The 20,059-nt window shown below is 34.8% G+C and carries 20 protein-coding genes; 13 read left to right on the top strand and 7 right to left on the bottom strand.

Annotation, left to right across the window (positions count from 1 at the left end; genetic code table 11):
* Window position 1 precedes the first annotated feature (1 nt).
* Entirely contained in the window at window positions 2-1,174 is a 1,173-nt protein-coding gene (locus tag BAQ46_RS27290) for a 3-phosphoglycerate dehydrogenase family protein (protein WP_071743215.1), read from the top strand.
* Window positions 1,175-1,187: 13 nt separating this feature from the next.
* Entirely contained in the window at window positions 1,188-2,435 is a 1,248-nt protein-coding gene (locus BAQ46_RS27285; protein WP_071743213.1) for a DUF1015 domain-containing protein, read from the top strand.
* A 125-nt stretch (window positions 2,436-2,560) separates the two neighbouring features.
* On the opposite strand, the gene BAQ46_RS27280 is transcribed toward BAQ46_RS27285, so the two are convergent.
* From BAQ46_RS27280 to BAQ46_RS27270, 3 genes are all read right to left on the bottom strand, one after another.
* On the bottom strand, window positions 2,561-2,956 hold the full coding sequence (locus BAQ46_RS27280; RefSeq protein WP_000454104.1) for a DUF3224 domain-containing protein: 396 nt from the start codon (window positions 2,954-2,956) through the stop codon (window positions 2,561-2,563).
* Window positions 2,957-3,031: 75 nt separating this feature from the next.
* Window positions 3,032-4,063, bottom strand: coding sequence for a S66 family peptidase (locus BAQ46_RS27275; RefSeq protein ID WP_071743212.1), 1,032 nt, complete (start codon window positions 4,061-4,063; stop codon window positions 3,032-3,034).
* Between the two features lie 585 nt (window positions 4,064-4,648).
* Window positions 4,649-5,290, bottom strand: coding sequence for a hypothetical protein (locus BAQ46_RS27270; protein WP_000823366.1), 642 nt, complete (start codon window positions 5,288-5,290; stop codon window positions 4,649-4,651).
* A 449-nt stretch (window positions 5,291-5,739) separates the two neighbouring features.
* Here BAQ46_RS27270 and BAQ46_RS27265 point away from each other — a divergent pair, with 449 nt between their 5' ends.
* From BAQ46_RS27265 to BAQ46_RS27245, 5 genes are all read left to right on the top strand, one after another.
* Complete coding sequence (locus tag BAQ46_RS27265; RefSeq protein WP_071743210.1) at window positions 5,740-6,366, top strand: ATP F0F1 synthase subunit alpha; 627 nt, start codon at window positions 5,740-5,742, stop codon at window positions 6,364-6,366.
* 179 nt (window positions 6,367-6,545) lie between these two features.
* Window positions 6,546-6,815 (top strand): 2TM domain-containing protein, encoded by a 270-nt coding sequence (locus BAQ46_RS27260; RefSeq protein ID WP_000438991.1) that lies wholly within the window; start codon window positions 6,546-6,548, stop codon window positions 6,813-6,815.
* A gap of 338 nt (window positions 6,816-7,153) precedes the next feature.
* Window positions 7,154-7,993 carry a YitT family protein gene (locus BAQ46_RS27255; RefSeq protein ID WP_071743208.1) on the top strand — a complete coding sequence of 280 codons (840 nt, stop codon included), beginning with the start codon at window positions 7,154-7,156 and terminating at the stop codon, window positions 7,991-7,993.
* 152 nt (window positions 7,994-8,145) lie between these two features.
* A complete protein-coding gene (locus BAQ46_RS27250; RefSeq protein ID WP_000781975.1) occupies window positions 8,146-8,823 on the top strand; it encodes a response regulator transcription factor in 678 nt (225 codons plus the stop codon).
* A 1-nt stretch (window position 8,824) separates the two neighbouring features.
* Complete coding sequence (locus BAQ46_RS27245; RefSeq protein WP_071743206.1) at window positions 8,825-10,201, top strand: sensor histidine kinase; 1,377 nt, start codon at window positions 8,825-8,827, stop codon at window positions 10,199-10,201.
* 176 nt (window positions 10,202-10,377) lie between these two features.
* Here BAQ46_RS27245 and BAQ46_RS27240 read toward each other — a convergent pair whose 3' ends face one another.
* Window positions 10,378-11,637 (bottom strand): MFS transporter, encoded by a 1,260-nt coding sequence (locus tag BAQ46_RS27240; protein ID WP_071743204.1) that lies wholly within the window; start codon window positions 11,635-11,637, stop codon window positions 10,378-10,380.
* 220 nt (window positions 11,638-11,857) lie between these two features.
* Window positions 11,858-12,478, bottom strand: coding sequence for an ArsR/SmtB family transcription factor (locus tag BAQ46_RS27235; protein WP_061130610.1), 621 nt, complete (start codon window positions 12,476-12,478; stop codon window positions 11,858-11,860).
* A 184-nt stretch (window positions 12,479-12,662) separates the two neighbouring features.
* Here BAQ46_RS27235 and BAQ46_RS27230 point away from each other — a divergent pair, with 184 nt between their 5' ends.
* Together BAQ46_RS27230 and BAQ46_RS27225 are read left to right on the top strand one after the other, a co-directional pair.
* Window positions 12,663-13,727: an ABC transporter permease gene (locus tag BAQ46_RS27230; protein WP_000477777.1), complete on the top strand. Its 1,065-nt coding sequence runs from the start codon at window positions 12,663-12,665 to the stop codon at window positions 13,725-13,727.
* Window positions 13,727-14,398 carry an ABC transporter ATP-binding protein gene (locus BAQ46_RS27225; RefSeq protein WP_000202587.1) on the top strand — a complete coding sequence of 224 codons (672 nt, stop codon included), beginning with the start codon at window positions 13,727-13,729 and terminating at the stop codon, window positions 14,396-14,398. Before BAQ46_RS27230 ends, BAQ46_RS27225 begins: the two co-directional genes overlap by 1 nt.
* A gap of 65 nt (window positions 14,399-14,463) precedes the next feature.
* Here the strand turns inward: BAQ46_RS27225 and BAQ46_RS27220 are convergent, their stop codons facing one another.
* Together BAQ46_RS27220 and BAQ46_RS27215 are read right to left on the bottom strand one after the other, a co-directional pair.
* Window positions 14,464-15,582 (bottom strand): LPXTG cell wall anchor domain-containing protein, encoded by a 1,119-nt coding sequence (locus BAQ46_RS27220; RefSeq protein WP_071743202.1) that lies wholly within the window; start codon window positions 15,580-15,582, stop codon window positions 14,464-14,466.
* Between the two features lie 150 nt (window positions 15,583-15,732).
* Window positions 15,733-16,314, bottom strand: a complete 582-nt coding sequence (locus tag BAQ46_RS27215) for an ATP-binding protein (protein ID WP_071743200.1) — start codon at window positions 16,312-16,314, stop codon at window positions 15,733-15,735.
* A gap of 214 nt (window positions 16,315-16,528) precedes the next feature.
* Between BAQ46_RS27215 and BAQ46_RS27210 the strand changes: the two genes are divergently transcribed.
* The 4 genes from BAQ46_RS27210 (at window position 16,529) to BAQ46_RS27195 (ending at window position 19,894) form a co-directional block, all read left to right on the top strand.
* Window positions 16,529-17,449, top strand: coding sequence for a class I SAM-dependent methyltransferase (locus BAQ46_RS27210; RefSeq protein ID WP_071743198.1), 921 nt, complete (start codon window positions 16,529-16,531; stop codon window positions 17,447-17,449).
* Window positions 17,450-17,814: 365 nt separating this feature from the next.
* On the top strand, window positions 17,815-18,573 hold the full coding sequence (locus tag BAQ46_RS27205) for a DUF975 family protein (RefSeq protein ID WP_000620768.1): 759 nt from the start codon (window positions 17,815-17,817) through the stop codon (window positions 18,571-18,573).
* Window positions 18,574-18,744: 171 nt separating this feature from the next.
* Complete coding sequence (locus BAQ46_RS27200; RefSeq protein ID WP_061130617.1) at window positions 18,745-19,158, top strand: DUF6892 domain-containing protein; 414 nt, start codon at window positions 18,745-18,747, stop codon at window positions 19,156-19,158.
* A 91-nt stretch (window positions 19,159-19,249) separates the two neighbouring features.
* Entirely contained in the window at window positions 19,250-19,894 is a 645-nt protein-coding gene (locus BAQ46_RS27195; RefSeq protein ID WP_000600668.1) for a hypothetical protein, read from the top strand.
* Window positions 19,895-20,059: the final 165 nt, after the last annotated feature.

Genomic DNA, 20,059 nt, shown 5'->3' with positions numbered 1-20,059 from the left:
TATGTTTCGTGTTCAAACGTTAAATCAAATTGCAGAAAAAGGTTTGCAAGTGCTTAGCGGAGAGCGCTATGAAGTAGGGGAGAGAATGGACCACCCAGACGGTATTTTACTTCGCAGCTATTCTTTACATCAAGAAGAATTTTCAAAAGATTTAAAGGCGATTGCCAGAGCTGGTGCTGGTGTAAATAATATTCCTGTCGAGCGATGTACAGAAAAAGGGATTGTAGTCTTTAATACGCCAGGGGCGAATGCTAATGCAGTAAAGGAACTTATTATCGCCAGTCTTATTATGTCTTCACGTAACATTATTAACGGAGTAAGCTGGACGAAAAATTTAGAAGGTGAAGAAGTACCGCAGCTTGTTGAATCAGGAAAAAAACAATTTGTTGGATCTGAAATTGCGGGAAAACGCCTAGGAGTTATCGGGCTTGGTGCAATAGGTGCTTTAGTTGCGAACGATGCGTTAGCTTTAGGGATGGACGTTGTCGGATATGACCCTTACATTTCAGTTGAAACAGCTTGGCGCCTTTCTACACATGTGCAAAGAGCATTTAGTTTAGATGAAATTTTTGCAACGTGTGATTATATTACACTGCATATTCCTCTTACGAATCAAACGAAGGGGATTATTGGTGAACACGCTGTAGAGAAGATGAAAAAAGGAATGCGTCTATTCAATTTCTCTAGAGGTGAACTTGTAGATGAAAAGGTTCTTCAAAAAGCGTTAGAAGAAGAAATTATTGCGCATTACGTAACGGACTTCCCAAATGAAAATGTGATAAAGATGAAAAATGTAACTGCGACGCCACACCTTGGTGCATCTACATCTGAATCAGAAGAAAATTGTGCGGTCATGGCAGCGCGTCAATTACGTGAATATTTAGAGACAGGAAATATTCGTAACTCAGTCAACTATCCAAACGTAGAATTGCCGTATATCGGAAAGAAACGTATTACAATCATGCATCAAAACGTTCCGAATATGGTAGGACAAATTACAGGATGCTTAGCAGAACATCATATAAATATTGCGGATATGATTAATCGTAGTAAACATTCTTGGGCGTACACGATGATTGATATTGATAACGGAATTGATGATATAATAAAAGAGAACATTGTGGAAAATATAAGCAAAATTACAGGTGTTGTAGCCGTTCGAATGATTGTGTAAAGGAGAGAGGAATGTGGCAAAAATCCGACCGTTTCGGGCCATTCGTCCAGTAGAAGAAAAAGCAGCACAAGTTGCAGCTTTACCGTATGACGTATTAAATAGTGAAGAAGCAAGAGAGGTTGTAAAAGGGAATCCGTATTCTTTCTTACACGTTGATAAAGCAGAAATTGATTTAGACCCAGCGCTTTCACCGTACGATGATCGCGTATATGAAAAAGCGGGTGAAAATTTAAATCGATTGATACGAGAAGAAGTGTTCATTCAAGACGAAGAGCCAGCACTATATATTTATGAACTGACGATGCAAGGAAGAACGCAGTCCGGTCTTGTCGTTTGTACATCTATTGATGAGTATGAAGACGATACAATTAAAAAACATGAAAGAACGCGCCATGAAAAAGAACTTGATCGTATTCGCCACGTAGATGTGTGTGACGCAAATACAGGTCCTATCTTTTTAACATATCGTACAAAAGAAGAAGTGAAACGTTTCATCGCAAACTGGAAAGCAGAACATACGCCAATCTATATATTTACAGCGGAAGACGGCGTTAGGCATATTGCTTGGAAAATAGATGATGAAGAAGTAATTGCAAGTTTAGTAAACTTATTTGAAGATATTCCTAATCTTTATATTGCAGATGGACATCACCGCTCGGCATCAGCTGCAAAAGTAGGGCTCATGCGAAGAGAACAATATCCGAACTACACAGGAGAAGAGGAGTTTAATTTCTTCCTATCAGTTTTATTCCCTCACGATGAATTATCAATTTGGGACTATAACCGAGTTGTGAAAGATTTAAATGGCTTGTCAGAGGAGCAGTTTTTAAATCAAATTACGCAGTACTTTTATGTAGAAGAAGCATCTGTTTCTCCGTATAAACCAAATGAACCAAAAACATTTGGCATGTATGTGAATGAGAAGTGGTATAAGCTCACAGTGAAAGAGGAAACGTTTGATGCGAATGATCTTGTGAAAGGTTTAGATGTATCTATTTTGCAAGATCACTTATTAAGCCAAGTACTTGAAATACATGATCCGCGATCTGATTCACGTATCGACTTTGTCGGAGGAATCCGCGGATTAGAAGAACTAGAACGCCTTGTAAATAGCGGCGAGTATAAAGCGGCGTTCTCACTATATCCGACATCAATGGAATCTTTATTAGCAATCGCAGACGCTGGAGAAGTTATGCCGCCAAAATCAACGTGGTTTGAACCGAAACTGCGTAGTGGGTTATTTGTACATTCTTTAAAATAATGATAGACTTCATTAGTTTGAAAAACCGAAATGATTTTAGTTTCGGTTTTTCTTATTTTAAAAGAGTTAAGGACATTCCTAGTATTACAAGAAATATCCTTTCCACTAATTTATAGGATGTTTTGCTAAAATTTAAACTCTAAAATTAGTTTACTAGTTTGACCTGTAAACTGATAATTATAGAATCCTCGTAGGTTTTCTAAGTTACCGGTAGCTTTAATAATTGTTCCTGGGGAATCTAAATTTCCTTTATCAAATATACCTTGCTCTATAGCTGTAAATGTTCCTTGTTGCCCCTTATAAATCCCTTCAAAGTGTAAAAAACCAGAAATTTTAGCAGTAGCCAAGTGACCATCATTTATATTTGAGTCTAAATAATATAATAAGTATTCAACAAAAGCTTTTCCTTTTAATTCCCCATCAATATCATATTCAACATGAGCAATATTAATAGGAAAATCTTTTCTAGTGTCATCAATTGGTTTTTCATCCCATTTACTTACTGTAAATGTTACTTCCATACACGTAATCTCCCTCCAATTATATACTTTTAAAAAGTACCAATTCACAGACATATCTCATAGGAGTGATTTTATTCATTCCACGCCACTCTCTAAAATAGAAAAAGATACATTTTCGCAATCAATTTCTGCCATTGCGCCGTAAGGTAAAATAAACTTCGGTTCAGTATGGCCAAAATTAAAATTATAAAGAATCGGCAAATCTTCTAAGTTATGTTCTTTCATTACTTGCAGTATTTCGTGTTTATATTCTTCATAATACATTTCGTCTTTTGGTTTACCAAAAATGATGCCTTTTGCTTTTTGCAGAATGCCTTGCGCTGCATAATTTCGTAACCAATACTTTATATAACTTGGTTCTGGATGATCTTCAGAAGTTTCAAAGAAGAGAATGCTATCCTCCCAATGTTTTTTCTCAGGCCAAAGTTCCGTTCCTTTTGCAAATTCCAGTACTTCTATACATCCGCCAATTAAACGCCCTTGTACAGTAGTAGAACCTTGAAGTACCTCATATCCATTGTTTTGCTGCATCGTCCGTCTTGTATCCTTATTTACCTCTATCCATTCTAAACGCTCACTCGTCCATTCAGGAGCTGGTTGAATTTCGCCAATAACTTCATTTGAAAAGAGAGTTCGCTTTACCATTTCAACCGTATATGGATTCATCTCTATATTTTCAGCAAAATCCGTTAAAATGGCTGGACCGTAAAAAGAGGAAATACCTGCTTTATGGCAAAATAAATGTGAAATGGTAACGTCAGAGTACCCCATAAAAATTTTCGGATTTTCACGTATTACATTAAAATCTATATAGGGAAGTAAGCGAATGCTATCTTCTCCGCCGATATTCGCGATAATTGCTTTCACGCGCGTATCTTGAAATGCAGTCATTAAATCTTCCGCACGAGCCTGTGGATTTTTATAAATGAATTCGCTACCTTTTAAACTATTCGGCATTGGAACAACCGTAAGACCGAAAACTTCTTCTAATCTCTTTACCCCTTGTTCATAACGCCATCTTATTTCAGAATCGCCTGCGCCTCCCCATGAAGGGCTTACTGTTGCCACGATATCACCTGGCTGTAATCTGTTTGGTTTTATTAACATGTTAACTCCGCTCCTACATAATGTAATAGACTACGATTATACGTAACATTGAAAAATATGATGCATGACATTAGTTTCTTCATCATCAATCTGTTTACCTGCTGTGATGCAAGAATTTAGCAGTAGTGCTGAATATAGGAATAATCGATCTATATTTAAAAAGTACAGTATGCATCATTGTATAAGAAAGATGGTTGATATTTTCTACAATCTGTAACTGTAATGATTATAAGTTGGCCGTATTCAATCCGAAAAATAAAATTATCATGAATGGAGAGGTTACAGCTTTTCCTGAACAAGAAAGCTATCGTCTTTAGGCACTTGAGATGAAAGTGGGATTGGATCCGGAGTGTCACTAAAAATCGTAACGTTCGTGGTACTTTAAGTGTCTGAAGTATAGGGAGTTTCTTCGTTTTTTTTGTTGGGGTTTTTAGGGGAGTATTCTTTAATTATTAGATAGAGAGATAAAATAAAATACACCTAGTTAATAGGTGTATTTTTTAGAATTGAAAACCACATAACATCGAATGGTTTTCTTGTAAACATATAGGAACAGTAGTATAGATTGTTTTTAATTTTGTTAACTTACCAACCTGTACCATGTTCAGAATTAGCAGGAGCACCGCCAGTATTGCCATGAGCTTCAAATTTTGGAGCAGGGAAATGTGTATGTCCTTCTTGTTTAGGAGCCCCACCAGTGTCACCAATGTTTAATGCAGGAGCCCAAGTATCCGCATGTGAATCTAATTTTGAGCTTAAATCAGCATGTGTCTCTTGTTTAGGAGCAGGGAAATGTTCGTGCCCCTCAAGCTTCGGAGTCGGCGTATCACCAACATTTAAAGCAGGAGCGCCAGTATTACCATGCGCTTCTAACGTAGGAGCAAAGAAGTCAGCGTGACTCTCTTGTTTAGGAGCCATTCCTTCTCCATGAGTATTTGTATAAGAAGGAGCCCAAGTATCCCCTATATTGTATGATGAAATAGGAGGTCTGCCATGATCATAAGCAGGAGCGCCACCGCCATCTCCAATGCTTACTGATTTCGGAGCAGGAGTATCCCCAACATTGAAAGCAGGAGCGCCACCGTAGTCACCATGATTTTCTAATTTCGGAGCAAAAGTTTCACCGTGCTCAGCTTTTACAACGCCGCCATCCCCAATATTTACACCAAAAAGACCAAAGCTAAACACTGATAACCCTACAACAGCTGTACTAATTTTTCTTTTCAATCTATCTCTCTCCTTTTTATTGTTTTATTTCATTTTGTCTAAACGTGGTAGATAAAATGAAACGAATCGTAAAAAAATTCCAAATATATTACGATATACGAATAATTCTGTGTAATATTTTGTAAAACCTCCTTGAAATTTGAATTTTATGAAAATAAAATTCGACATGGTTCATTATTCAACTAGTTGAATAAATTTTGATTGAGTTTTTATAAAGCTATTCGTTAACCTTAGGACCGAAAGTGGTTCTTAATTTCTTTATACCGTGGTCATAAGGTTATTTTAGCTTTGAATTAAATTAAAGCCCTCTTGTTGTATATTTAAAAAGTACAGTATGCAACATTGCATAAGAAAGGGGGTTGCTATTTTCTACAACCTGTAACTATAATAGTTACAGGTTGGTCGTATCCAATCAAAAATAAAATCATCATGAATGGAGATGTTTCATAATGGGTATGAAAAAATTAATTTTAGCAGGTGCTTTAGGAATCGCAGCATTATCAGGAACGAATTTACCAGGGTTAGAACTAACAAAAGCGAGTGCTGCTTCTATAGAATCGAATTTCTCAACATTAGAAGGGCGAGTAGTAGAAGTAGATAACGGTGTAATTGTCGTAAAATCTAAGCAATACGAAGAACCTGTTAGTGTATACATGGATACTTTCTCAAATGTGAAAGTAGGAGATGAGGTTAAAGCTACTGGATCTATGATGCGTAATTTTACAGAATATATGGTTGCAACTGCAATTGAAAATACAACAAACAAGTTAGGCATGCACATGAAAGAAGATGGCTCACCTGATTATGTAATTGGTGAAGTATCAAAAGTAGGAACAGACGGTGCTACTAAATATGTCGTAGTGGGGTATCCATCGCTAAACGGGAAGAAAGTGATTATTGATGTTTTCTTAACAAAGGGACAAGTATTTCATGCGGGTGAGAAAGTGAAAATTGATATGAATTATGTGGGATGGGGTGGAAGTTCTATTAACTGGAACACAGTTGACCATATTGAAAAAGTTCATGAGGTAAAGAGCAACGTTGAAAATAATGATGATGTTTGGATTTGGTCTTAATTAGACTTCTGTAAATAATAAATGGATTATTCAGTACCTAGCAAATGGTCATACACATGACTATTTGCTAGGTACTTTTTTGTTTTGTATTTTATTGAGAATAAGGTATTCCTGACTAGAATATGATGTTTAAATCGGAGTGAATTTAAAAAATACAATAATGAAAGAGGTGTTTATATATGGAGCGAGATGAGAATTATTTACGAGCTAAAAAAAGAGTGGAGAATTTAAAAGCGTTTTATATTCATTTAGCATTATATATACTAGTTAACTTAATGCTTTTTTTTATAAATATAAGCTCTGATTCAAGTAAATTATGGTTTTTATATCCACTTGCAGGTTGGGGGATTGGTATCGTTATACATGGTTTGACAACTTTTCCATTCGGGATATTCGGAAAAGAGTGGGAAGAACGAAAGATTAAAGAATACATGGAGAAAGATAAGTAAATTTATTTTTGGAATGTATGAATATAAATCTCTACAATCAAATGCTTGATGCGAAGCCTATTTTATAGCTTCGCCTATTTGTTTTGTACTCGAAGTTCATGCGAGTACGTGTTCCTATTCGGTTTTTAGCATGAATAACATGTGAAATCAAAACTTTACTTGTAGTACATAATAAATACAGTTGTTACCCTTTTAAAATTACATGTGGATATAGAATAAAGTTGATTTATCATCCTATATGAAAATAAAAATAAACCACTGTTCGATTTGAATATTCCACGATATAATGGTGAGAGTTTATGACAGAATAAATATTTACATAAGAAGTGAGGTACTGTATGAAAAAAAGAACGACAGACATTATTTTTATTATTATCGGTGCATTTCTTTTTGCGTTAGGTGTCAATTTGTTTGTTATCCCGAACGAGTTTGGTGAGGGCGGGGTAACAGGTATTACGATTATTACGTACTATTTATTTGAATGGTCACCAGGTTTAGTCAATTTAATTTTAAATGCGATTTTGTTAATAGTCGGTTATAAATTTTTGAATAAAATCACAACGATTTATACGATTATCGCTGTAGTTACGAACTCGCTATTTCTTCATTTAACAGAAGGATGGACGATTGCTTCGGATGAAATGCTCGTAAATGCTATTTTCGGTGGAATATTTATCGGGTGCGGGATTGGTCTCATCATTCGCGTTGGTGGAACGACAGCAGGTACTACCATCTTAGCACGGATGACGCATAAATATTTAGGATGGAGCATTAGCTATGGTCTACTGTTCTTCGATTTAATCGTTGCGTTTTCATCTTATTTCATCATTGGTGCAGAAAAACTGATGCTGACAATTATTATGTTATATGTAGGAACGAAAGTAATGGAATTTGTAATTGAAGGTTTAAATCCGAAAAAGGCCATTACGATTATTTCGGATAAACCAGATGAAATTGCAGGGAAGGTAACAACCTTAATGGGCAGAGGAGTTACCGTGTATTCAGGTCATGGCTATTACACGAAAACGCCGAAGGACATTCTTTACGTTGTTATTAATAAGCAAGAAGTAGTGAAGCTAAAGAGGATTGTTCAAATTACAGATCCAGCTGCGTTCATTGCTATACATGATGTTCGTGACGTATTCGGAGAAGGATTTGTTGATATTTCGAAAGCTTAGAAATTATTTTTGTTTAAAATAATCTTAATACTAAAACGTGAGAATCTATTTTGAATAATCTTTTTTCAAAATAGATTCTTTTTCTTTTTCTTGCAAAAAATCCAATTGTTTCTTAATGTAGTGATGTAGAAGGATGAACAAGAGAGGGTTTAATGAAGATGATACATATTTTATTAGCTGATGATGATAAGCATATTAGAGAATTATTGCATTACCATTTACAAAAAGAGGGGTTTACAGTTTTTGAGGCAGAAGATGGAAAGGTAGCGCAAGAAGTATTAGAGAAGGAAAATATTCATCTTGCGATCGTAGACATTATGATGCCGTTCGTTGATGGCTATACGTTATGTGAAGAAATTCGGAAGTATCATGATATTCCTGTTATTTTATTAACAGCAAAGGATCAGTTAGTCGATAAAGAAAGAGGATTTATTTCTGGTACAGACGATTATATCGTAAAACCATTTGAACCAGCTGAAGTCATTTTCCGTATGAAAGCTTTATTGCGCCGTTATCAAATGCTGAGTGCGGACATAATTACACTTCACGGGACGACAATTGATCGTAAAGGTGTTGAAGTAAAGTGTAACGGGCAGACGATTTTGCTTCCATTAAAGGAATTTGAATTATTATCACAATTAGCTAGTTATCCTGGGAGAACATTTTCAAGAGAAGAGTTAATTGAGCTAGTATGGGGAATGGATTTTGAAGGGGATGAACGAACGGTTGACGTTCATGTGAAAAGGCTCCGAGATCGTTTCTCAAAACGAACGGATGATTTTCAAATTACAACAGTGCGCGGACTCGGTTATAAGTTGGAGTTGAAATAAAATGAAATCATTATACTCTAGATTTGTTTTTATGACGGTCGGTATTATGCTACTTAGTAGTATTATCGGCTTTTTATTAACGAACGTATATTATCAAGTGAAGTTAAAACCGTATAATAGTGAAAAGATTTTAAAGTATGCGGAAGAAGTTAAATCGTTATATGAAAAGCAAAGCGAAGAAAATCAAGAGGCGTACTTACAATCTATTGCGAAGTTAGGGTATGAAATTTATATTGTCGATGATCAAAAGAATGGAAAGCGTATCGGCAATGCGTTTCGTAAGACGTCTATTAGTGATGATACCGTTCATAAAGTATTGCAAGGGGAAACGTTTAATGGTGTTTCTACATATCCGACTCGCCTATTTATTACCGGTTTTTTCGATAATGAATTAATAAATAGTGTCGGTGTACCGGTAAAGCACGGTGATAAACAGTACGCATTATTTATTCGCCCTGACATTCAAAACCAATTCGGCGAGATGCGAATTTTCTTAGCGGTATTACTTGGGTTTATCGTACTATTAAGCATTATCTTTATAGCGATTGCAGCAGGATATATCGTTCGTCCAATTCGTAAATTTACGAAGGCTACGCAAAAAATTGCGAGTGGGGAATATGAAATTGAATTAGACGTAAAACGAAAAGATGAAATTGGTACGTTATCTACAAGCTTCCAAAAGATGACGAAAAGTATTAAAGAACTAGATGAAATGAGACAAGAGTTCGTTTCGAACGTTTCACATGAATTCCAGTCACCGCTTTCTTCCATACAAGGTTTTTCGAAAACATTGCAAACAGAAAAGATGAGTGAGGAAGAAAGAAACCATTACTTACAAATTATTGAGGGGGAAAGTAAGCGAATGTCTAGTTTATGTAAACAGTTACTGACGCTCGCTTCATTAGATAAAGAAGAGAAAGTTTTACAAATAAAAGAATTCAATTTGCAGAAGCAAATTAAAGACGCCATTTTTATGCTCGAGTGGAAATGGCGTGAGAAAGATATCGCCGTTGAATTTGATGTGCCAGATATCACTATAAAAGGTGATGAAAACTTACTTCATCAAGTATGGAGTAATATCTTTACGAATAGCATTAAATTTTCAAACGACGGTGGGACCATTGAGTTTTTTGTCGAAGAGTTAGAGTCTAGCGTTATAATCTCGATATCCGATAACGGAATCGGCATGGAAAAAGAAGAAATGGATCGTATTTTTGATCGTTTTTATAAGGTGGATACAGCAAGGGCAAGAAATGTAGAAGGTAGCGGTTTAGGATTGTCGATTGTGCAGAAGATTGTTGAACTGCATAACGGAACTGTTTCAGTTTATAGCACGAAAGGGGAAGGGACGACTGTTCGGGTGGAGCTTCCAAAATAGAGGGAAGAGGCTGTTTGGGAACGGCCTCTTCTTTTTGTCGTTAAGTCGATATAATCGAAAAATCGCTGATATAATTTGAGTTGCGCCGATATATTGTGAAAATCGCCGATATAATTCGAGTTGCGCTGATATATTTGAAAAATCGCCGATATAAATTTCACGTACTATCATTCCTGCTATAAAGCCGCACCTTTCCCGCGCTCTTCCTTAAACCGAACCCCAAAAGTATCCGCTGTAATTTCATCAGCTTTTGGCAATGCTCGTAATTTCGGATGGAGTAGCCATACGAGAGAAATAAATAAAATCCCGATGCTAGCGAGTGCGAAAATGAGTTGGCTACTAAATACATTTGCAGCATATCCGCCAATTAAAGAACCGAACGGCATAGCAATTGTGCCCATACTTCGCATAACTGAGTTGATGCGTCCAATATATCGATTTGGAATTAAAATTTGACTAATTGTCGCAAATAATATGTTGGTTGCACCAATTGGAATCCAAGATAGGCCGAATAAGAAAATAGATAACCATTGAAACGGTACAACCGTAGAGAGAAACCAAAAGATAGCACCAGTCGCAAAGCTAATAATAGATGCGCGGCCAACGTTACGTTTGCCAACCCACGAACTGAATAAAGCACCAATCAGACTACCTGCTAATATAGCAGCTAAGAAGAATCCGTATGATTTCACGCCTCCTAAAGAATCAGCGAAAGAAGGGAGTATGGCCATCGTCATACCGATAGAAAAATTGGCAACAACTGAACCGATTAAGAATACGCTCATTAAGGAACGAAAGACGATTGAAAAACCTTCTTTTAAATCAGAGAAATATTGTTTAGTTGAAAGTGATGTGTTTGCTGCAGTTTGCTGTGGCATTTTCAATGAAAAGAACAAAAGGGCAGTAATCGCGAATGTGAAAGAGTCAATTACATATAAAGAGATTGCGCCAAGTAGTGCTACTAATATTCCAGAAAGAGTCGTACAAATTAAATCGATGCCTTGATACGCAAATGAGAAGAGTGAGTTTCCTTTTAATAATTGTGTTTTATGCAGTAGAAGTGGTAAAGCTTTTGACTGTGCAGGATAGGCGAATTGTTCGATAAAGGCTACGATGGGCATGATGATGAGTAGTAGTTGGACTGTTAATAGGTCGAAGTAGTGTGTAATAGGAATGATTAATATAAGAATGCATTGCAAAACTTGTGTGATGACGAGGGTGTTTTTAATTGGCCATCTATCAACGAATGGGCCGGTAAGAAATTGTAATGCAGAAGGTAGTAACGTAAGGAAACCAGCCAATCCAGAATAAAAAGGATTACCACTTAGCTTATATATGAGCCACATTGCTGCTACGTAATATAAGCTATCTCCTATGTTGGTGAAAATTCTCCCTAAAAATAATAAGAGGAAATTCCGGTTTTTTAATATGTCCACTTTATCTACTCCTTTATAATAAATTTATTCGGTAAAATAAATTTGACCGTTTATCCCGCATTAACGGGCAGTAAGACCTCCATCTCAAAATTCAGCGAAAGCAAAGAAATTAGGTGGGGGTCGGGCTGCCCGTAAAAGCCCGATTGGTTCAACTAATAATCAGTGGGGGATGAACAAAACCCCACTGATTAAAGTTTCACTTTATGTAAAAAAAATCGTATTACGATTTTTCTTCTTTAATAAATTGCTGCATTGTTCTCTCTGCGATTTGAAGTGCAGTAGTAGAAATATAATAAGGTTTACTATTCGGATCTTTATCTGCACCTTTTGTGATTTCGTTTAATTCAGACATTAATTCATAAAACTTTTTTACCCACACTTGAAATTGTTCTGGCGTAGCATCAAACTCCCAGCAAGATGAAACGTAATTCCACTTAGCTGGGTCTTCACTTGCATTTCGTAATGTAAAAGCTTCCTCTGGTGCAGCGAGAATTTGGCTTTTCGTTCTTTCTATCATTTGTAAAAAGATTTGGCGACCTGATTCGCTTACTATTTCTAAATGAGGTAATAGATCTGTGGCAGGGGTGAAGCCTTTAGCGACAGATTGATAAAACTTTTGAATGATGCCATTCTTTTCTTCTGTATAAACAATCTCTATAAGACTATTCTTTTCTAATTCTTTTAAATGATAATGAATTTTCGCCCTTGAAATGCCGAATTTCTCAGATAGTAATTGTCCAGTATAAGGACGTTCGCATAGACGTATCATCATTTCGGCACGTAGTGGATCGCTTAATGCTTTTAATTGGCTATAAGTAGTGAGTGTTAATACGGGCTTCAATATGATCAACTCCTTGAATTAAATTACTCGGTCAATATTATTTGACTGAATTGTATCAAGGATTCTATTTATTTTCAATACTTTCTGAAAATTTAATCTTTCCTCTGTAATCTTCTGTTCATATTCCGTTCATATTTCTTTTTTATGATAAGTGCATAGAAAGAAAGAGGAAGGAGCGAGCGAAATGTTTTTAGCTCTGCGTGAATTGAAACAATCAAAATTAAGATATGGATTAATCGGACTTATCATGGTTTTATTATCATTTTTAGTCCTTGTGATTTCAGGATTAGCAAATGGATTATCATATGATAATGCTTCATCGATTCAAAATATGGAGGCAAATAAGTTCGTTTTAGCGGATGATGCGGAAAATAAATTACTTCGTTCACAAATTAAGAAAGACGATGTAGATAACGTAGTAAGTCAAGTAGGCGAGAAAGAGGCCGTTCCGTTTCGCGTGAAAGTTTCAACATATGAAAAGAAAGATAGTTCAAAAAAGGTTGATATCGCTATTTTCTCAAGTGAACGCGATACATTTTTGGAACCGAACATTGTAAAAGGTGAGAAATTAGGTACAGCAAACAATGAAATGGTTGCTGATGAATCAATTAAAGAAAAAGGAATTGATATTGGGGATACAATTATTGATCCTGTTTCAAAGAAAGAATTTACAATCGTTGGATTTACGAAAGATCAAATGTTTAGCCATACACCAGTTGTATATGTAAATGAAGACGTATGGGGTGCTATTTCACAACCAAATCAAAAAGATTATAGTGCAATTGCACTGAATACAGATAAAGAAATTAAAAATGCACATGTTATCGACAAAAAAGAAGTACTGCAAAGTATTCCAGGATTTAAAGAAGAGCAAGGAACATTAACGATGATCATTGCGTTCTTACTTGTTATCGCTGCGCTATTAATCGGTGTATTCTTCTATGTCATTACGCTGCAAAAAACACAGCAATTAGGCGTATTAAAAGCGATTGGTACAAAGAACTCGTATTTAGCAAATAGCTTAGTCGTGCAGGCGTTATTCTTATCAGTCGTTGCGATGATAATTAGCATCGTTCTTGTACAAGGATTAGAACAAATTTTACCAACAGGTATGCCGTTCTTATTAACAACACCGATGATTGCACAATATGCAGCAATCTTTATCGTCATTAGTATTTTAGGAACACTTATTTCGTTATATCAAGTATTAAAAGTTGATGCACTAGAAGCAATTGGAGGCGGGATGTAATGACTTCATTATTGAAATTAGACAAAGTAAGTAAAGTGTACGGAGAAGGGAATACGGAAGTAACAGCCCTTCATCCGATATCGCTTGATGTAAAAGCTGGAGAATTTATCGGAATCGTCGGTCCTTCTGGATCAGGGAAAAGTACGTTATTATCAATCGCGGGTGCACTATTATCACCGTCAAAAGGGGATATTTACATTCGTGAGCAAAATATTACGAAGTTATCAGAAAAGGAAATGACAGACATTCGTTTGAAAAAAATCGGCTTCATTTTCCAGTTTGCAAATCTTGTTCCATATTTAAATGTGAAGGAACAGTTACTTTACATTGCTAAGCTGAAAAAAGAAAGTAAACAAGAATCAGAAAAGCGTGCGGATCATTTATTAGCAGCATTTGGATTAGGAGAAAGAAAAAATCATTATCCAAATCAACTATCTGGTGGGGAAAAACAAAGGGTAGCAATTGCTCGTGCGTTCATGAATAACCCAGATTTAATATTAGCGGATGAGCCAACGGCAAGCTTAGACTCAAAACGCGCACGTGAAGTTGTGGAAATGATGAAACGTGAAGTGAAGGAGAGCCAAAAAGCAGCAATTATGATTACACATGATGAAAGAATGCTTGATGTATGTGATCGTATATTGACGCTAAGAGATGGACAATTAATATAAAGAAAAAGGGCCAACCGTACATGCGGTTGGCCTTTGTATAATTATTTCTAATAAGTATAATGGCTTTATTTTGAGAATAACGTTTTAATTTTATTGCGCGCAATTAATAAAACGCCGCCTAATACAGATAACATACCTAAAGCCATATTATTTGATTGCTCACTACCAGCATTAGGAAGTTCTCTAGCATTATTGTTTGCATTTGTAGTACCAGTCTTTGTTTCTGTTTGTTTCGATTGAGATACTTCGTTGATCTTGTTATCTACATTTTGCTTCGTTGTGTGTAACTCAGCTAATTTGTCATCAATTTTTTTCTCAGTATGTTTAAAGTCGTTGATTTTAATATCTAAGTCTTGTTTTTTCTTTGATAAATCGTCTGAAACAGTTTGTTTCGATTGCTTAATTTCGTTAATTTTATTGATTAAATCTTGTCTAGCTTCTTGTAAAGCAGCAAGTTTGTTTTTCACATCCTGCTTAGCTAGTTCTAAGTTAGCAGAAAGACTATCTAAATTGCTTTTAATTTTCTTAAGTTCTTCTAACGTGTTACCAATATTCGGTTTGTTTTCTTTTAGTTCAGCAAGTTTGTCCTCAGCAGTTTGTTTCGCTTTCTTTAACTCAGCTAACTTTTCATCGACTTGTTTTTTAACTTCCTTAAGTTCATTAACCTTTTGATCGATGTTCTCTTTATGCTGCTTAATTTCATTCACTTTTTCATCGACAGTTTGTTTATGTTCTTTAATCTCATTAACCTTATTATCGATATTTTGCTTATGTTCTTTCACTTCAGCAACTTTATCTTCTACTTGTTTTTTATGCTCTTTTATTTCAGCGATTTTATCTTCGGCGATTTGTTTGTCTTGCTGAAGTTTTGCATCGAACTCTTCTTTACGTTGCTTAATTTCGTTAATTTTTTCATCGGCAACTTGTTTACGCTCGTGTAGTTCATTCACCTTCGTATCAACATTTTCCTTAACTTTGTTAAGTTCATTCAATGTTTGATCCACGTTTTCTTTGTGTTGCTGCAATTTCGCATCTAACTCTTGTTTATGTTGCTTAATTTCAGCTAATCGATCTCCCGTACTTTGCTGAGGAGTAGCATCAGTTACTTCCGCATGAGCAGAGTTTGCGCCAGCAATCATTGCTAAAGCTAGTGTAGACGCAGCGATTGTTTGTTTTGTTTTCATATTTTTGTACCTCTTTTCTTTCATATGCATGAACTGTTTTGTGTAAAAATGAGCATATAGAAGTAGATTATCTTATCATTATATACTATGTTAGGCGCTTAGAGGAAGGATTTGCATAATAATCTATCATTATGTAATTCTTATAGTCTCTTATTTTGGAGTAGGGGACAAATCTTTAGCAAGATGAACAATTTCTTCAATAGTAAAGCTTACATCTTTACTATTGCGAATAACAAACAAATAATCAGCCTCGTTTTCTACAGGATCTACGACATCATCGTGAAGTGATTCAGTTTGTTGTCGATCAAGTACTTCTTTGAAACTAGCATATCCACCTCTAAAAATATTCGTACTTCGCGTGCTTCGAGCCACTCTTTCGTAAAGTACATCATCTGGAATGTCAAAATGAACGAGTATGCGTACATATTCATTTTGTGGAAATAATTCGTTTAGTAAATATAACCTTCCGTTTTTACTGCGATTGGAGTTACTAATAATAAGGTGTAAATTTGTATGTCCTTTCGCATAATCAACAATGAATTTTGAAAGGCCGTGCTTAAATGTATTAGCGCCTTCAGCCGGCTGTAATTTTTCATAATGCGCGTTAATAAATTCTGCTTGGTTATCTTGATCCATAACGAAAGAGTGGGGTAACTCTTTTTCTAATTCTCTTGCAAATGTAGTTTTTCCGCTGTGTGTTTTTCCTACTGTAATAATGACGAATCTTTTCATATTGGCCTCCATGTGTATTGTTATAATCTGGAATATTCTGTGTGAATCGACAATTTTCCTGCTAGAGAATATACAAAGTGTCGGAGTGATAGTAGGCTGGAAACTTGACAAAAAAACTTATTTATGCTATAATTTGCCAATATAAAAATAAAGTGTATAATAGGGTTCTCCTGGCCAGGGGAACCCTATTTTTGTTGTGAAAATGAAGGAGTGTATGTGCGTGAAAAAAGGTGAAGCAAGTATAACGTCGTTAGTATCAGCTTTCGGAAGGGCATATCATAGTGAATTTGATAATCCGAAAATCTTTGATGATTATGTAGCTAAAGAGTTCATTTCTCAAAAAGAACGTAACGACATTGAAATGAATATGGTTCAAGGAATACATTTTTTCAATACAGACATTGCACAGCAGTTTCAAGATAATCCACAAGAAATATTAAAATGGATTACACAAGTGCAATTATCACCAACACCTTTAGCGCGTGCGGCATATTGTGAAAGAGTATTACTACACGAGATTACGCTGGGAACGAAACAATACGTTATACTCGGTGCGGGATTAGATACATTTAGTTTTAGACACCGAGAATTAGAGAGTAATATAGAAATATTTGAAGTGGATCATCCTTCTACACAAGGGTTTAAGAAGGAGAGAATAAAAGAAGCAGAACTTGAAGTTCCAAATAATCTTCATTTTATTTCGATGGACTTCACGAAAGGATTTTCCTATGAACAGTTACGGAATGAAGGATTTGAAAATAAAAAGACGTTCTTTAGTCTATTAGGTGTAACGTACTATTTAACGAAAGAGGAACTTTCTAGTTTAATAGAATGTCTATTTGTGATGGTTCCAGAAGGGAGCTCTATCGTTTTCGATTATCCAGATGAAAACTTATTTACAGAAAAGGGACTGTCCAATCGAGTGGAAAATATGGTGAAAATGGCTACAATAGGCGGAGAACCGATGAAATCATGTTTTTCTTATACCGAAATAGAAGCACTATTAGAGAAGGCGGGCTTACTCATTTATGAGCACTTATCACCAGAGGACATAAATACATTATATTTTGAAGGACGAAATGATTATTTAGAAGCTTTTGAGACGGTGCATTATGTGCATGCGGTGAAGAAGTAAGGAATTAGTAGGCATGGGGAGGAATCTCTGTGTCTTTTTTTTTGGAAAACAAGAGGATGGGATTTATTGAAAAAGATAATGATAGGTATATTGCTACATGAGTTACTACATCTAAATGAATATCAGGAAGAATGTGGGGTGTCTTTGTATAAAGAAACAGAATATTCAACAAAAATCAACAATTATGTTATATAATGATTTTAATAAACCATATTTTAGAAATTAACCCCGATTGTGTAGAAATTATATTTTGTTTGGATAAGCTAAAATGTTTAGCTAAAAGAACTTGTAGTGGGGCTTGCTACAAGTTCTTTTATTTGTAAAATTTCTATTGGATAAAATATGGAAAAAGGGAGGATGTAAGTTTGATAAGAAATTTAAAGAAAGCAGCACTTAATTCGTTAGATGGGAAATGGGGAGTAAGTATAGGGGGATCGGCGTTATACTATTTTGTACCAACTTTAAGTGCATCAGCAATCGCTAGTTTTATATATTTAATACTTGGCCTGTTTATTGGGGTAATTGGTTTGGATGTTTTCTTTATTTATTCAATTGGTGGGCAGCCGCAAGTAGATCCAACAGCACTAGTTTTACTTATTCTAAGTTATTTTTTTATAGGACTGATTTGTTTTTTTATTTACAGTGTCATACAAGGTATCTTTAATTATGGGTATTCTGTTTTCACCTTACGCTTAGGTAAAAATGAAGATGCTAAGGTGGACGATGTATTTGTAGGGTTTAGGAAGAACAATTTGTTTAGAGCAATGAAATTAGGAGTATTGCAGGCTATTTTTCTATTTTTATGGAGTCTGTTATTAATTGTTCCAGGTATTATTAAATATTTTTCTTATTCAATGGCATATTACATTTTAATAGAGAATCCGGATTATACAGCAAGTGAAGCATTAAGGGAGAGTAAAAGAATAATGAAAGGACATAAGTTCAAGTTATTTGTTCTTTGGTTATCTTTTATTGGTTGGTTTTTATTAACTGCATTTATAGGCATGTTTACATTTAATCTATCATTCATATTCATTTCCCCTTATTACAACACAACTGTCTCGCATTTTTACTTAGACTTAATTAAGAAACAGGATGCTAGAGAAGCGAAGGTAAGTATATAAAGAATATAAGTAGTAAGAAAATATGTATAATGTATCATTTCTCGATTGTGGACATGCAATTAAGCATATCCCTTTTTAATGTGATATTGAAAGAAATAAAGAAGCTGCAATTGGATATGTTTTACTTATAATAATTTGGATAAGGATGTTATAACATTGGAGGAATTTAAAATGGGAAAGAGTGAAATGTTTCAAGATTTTAATTTTAAATTAGTAGTAATTGAAGCTTTATTAGATAAAGAGCCACTATTTTTAAAAGAATTAAAAGACTTAATAGATAAGTATACGAATCATTTTGAATGGTATGCAGGAGCTGGCCCGATTGTTGAAATTAGAGCTTTTTTAGAAGAGTTAATTTTGGAAACAAGTGATTTGGAAAAGATTGAATCCCTTTGCTTTGATGGAGGAAATGAAATTTATCATATTTTAAAGCCAGATTGGGATGGTGAAGACGGTTTATTTGATGTAATATCTGTTGAAGGATTTCAAAATTTAAAAAATCTAAAAACAGTGGAATATATTTCAATGTGTTACCCAAAAGTATTAGAACCATTTAAACAAGCTGGAATTGAAATTGAGGATTAATGAGAGACAAGTTATATAATAATGGAAGTGATTCTTATTAAGAAAGAGTCACTTTTTCTTATGCAACGAACAAAGCAGAATGGAGGATACTATGATACTAATCGATAATGATGGTGAAGGATACTGGAGTAAAACTGTTGATTTAGGCATTTTAGGTAAATTCAATAGCATTTTTATAGATTTAGATGGATGCGATATAACAGGGGCGACGGATAATATGACTCAAGAAGAAAGGGTAGAAAAAGCTACAAAATATTATGGTAATAGATTCAAAGAGTTAGAAACAAATGTTGGATTTATAAATGAGCAATTTCTAATGTGGATTATAACGCATTTATGTGATATAGAATATCCATTTTGGGAATTTGGTGATGAAGAAGAAAGTAGTGAAGGTTATCCAGATTATATAGTAAAAGAAGAAATAAAAAAATTCGAAGATGAAAATGGACAATTGCAACATGATCCGTATAGTCCAAGTCCGATTTATAGAGAAATTCAGAAATATAATGCATTTAATAATGAAGATAATTTATTAAGCTATGAAATCATAACGAAATATTTACCGGTTCTTGATTTCAAAAAATTTGTAGATACAATTAGACCTAATAGTATAGATACATTTGAAGATAACATAAACTTTCAAGTGAGTAGTGAGGTTTGTGGTGGAATGTTACTTTGTGCTACTTACGGAACAATTTATGCTAATAATGAGCTAGAAGTTACGCATAACTGTTAATACAAAGATTACTGATAGGTATATCGCTACACATCTATTAACTGAAAAATATTAATTACAATCGAGCGTAAAAAAACGCGATTCTTAGTAAAAAATAGTGTTTTTTTACTATTCAAATATGATTACATCTGAATTTAATGAAGATTTCTTCTGCAAAAGTAGTAG

Origin of the sequence: Bacillus paranthracis (assembly GCF_001883995.1) — a bacterium.
Lineage (GTDB): Bacteria > Bacillota > Bacilli > Bacillales > Bacillaceae_G > Bacillus_A > Bacillus_A paranthracis.
Note: the sequence above shows the minus strand (reverse complement) of the source record. Positions and strands in the feature narration are given on the sequence as shown.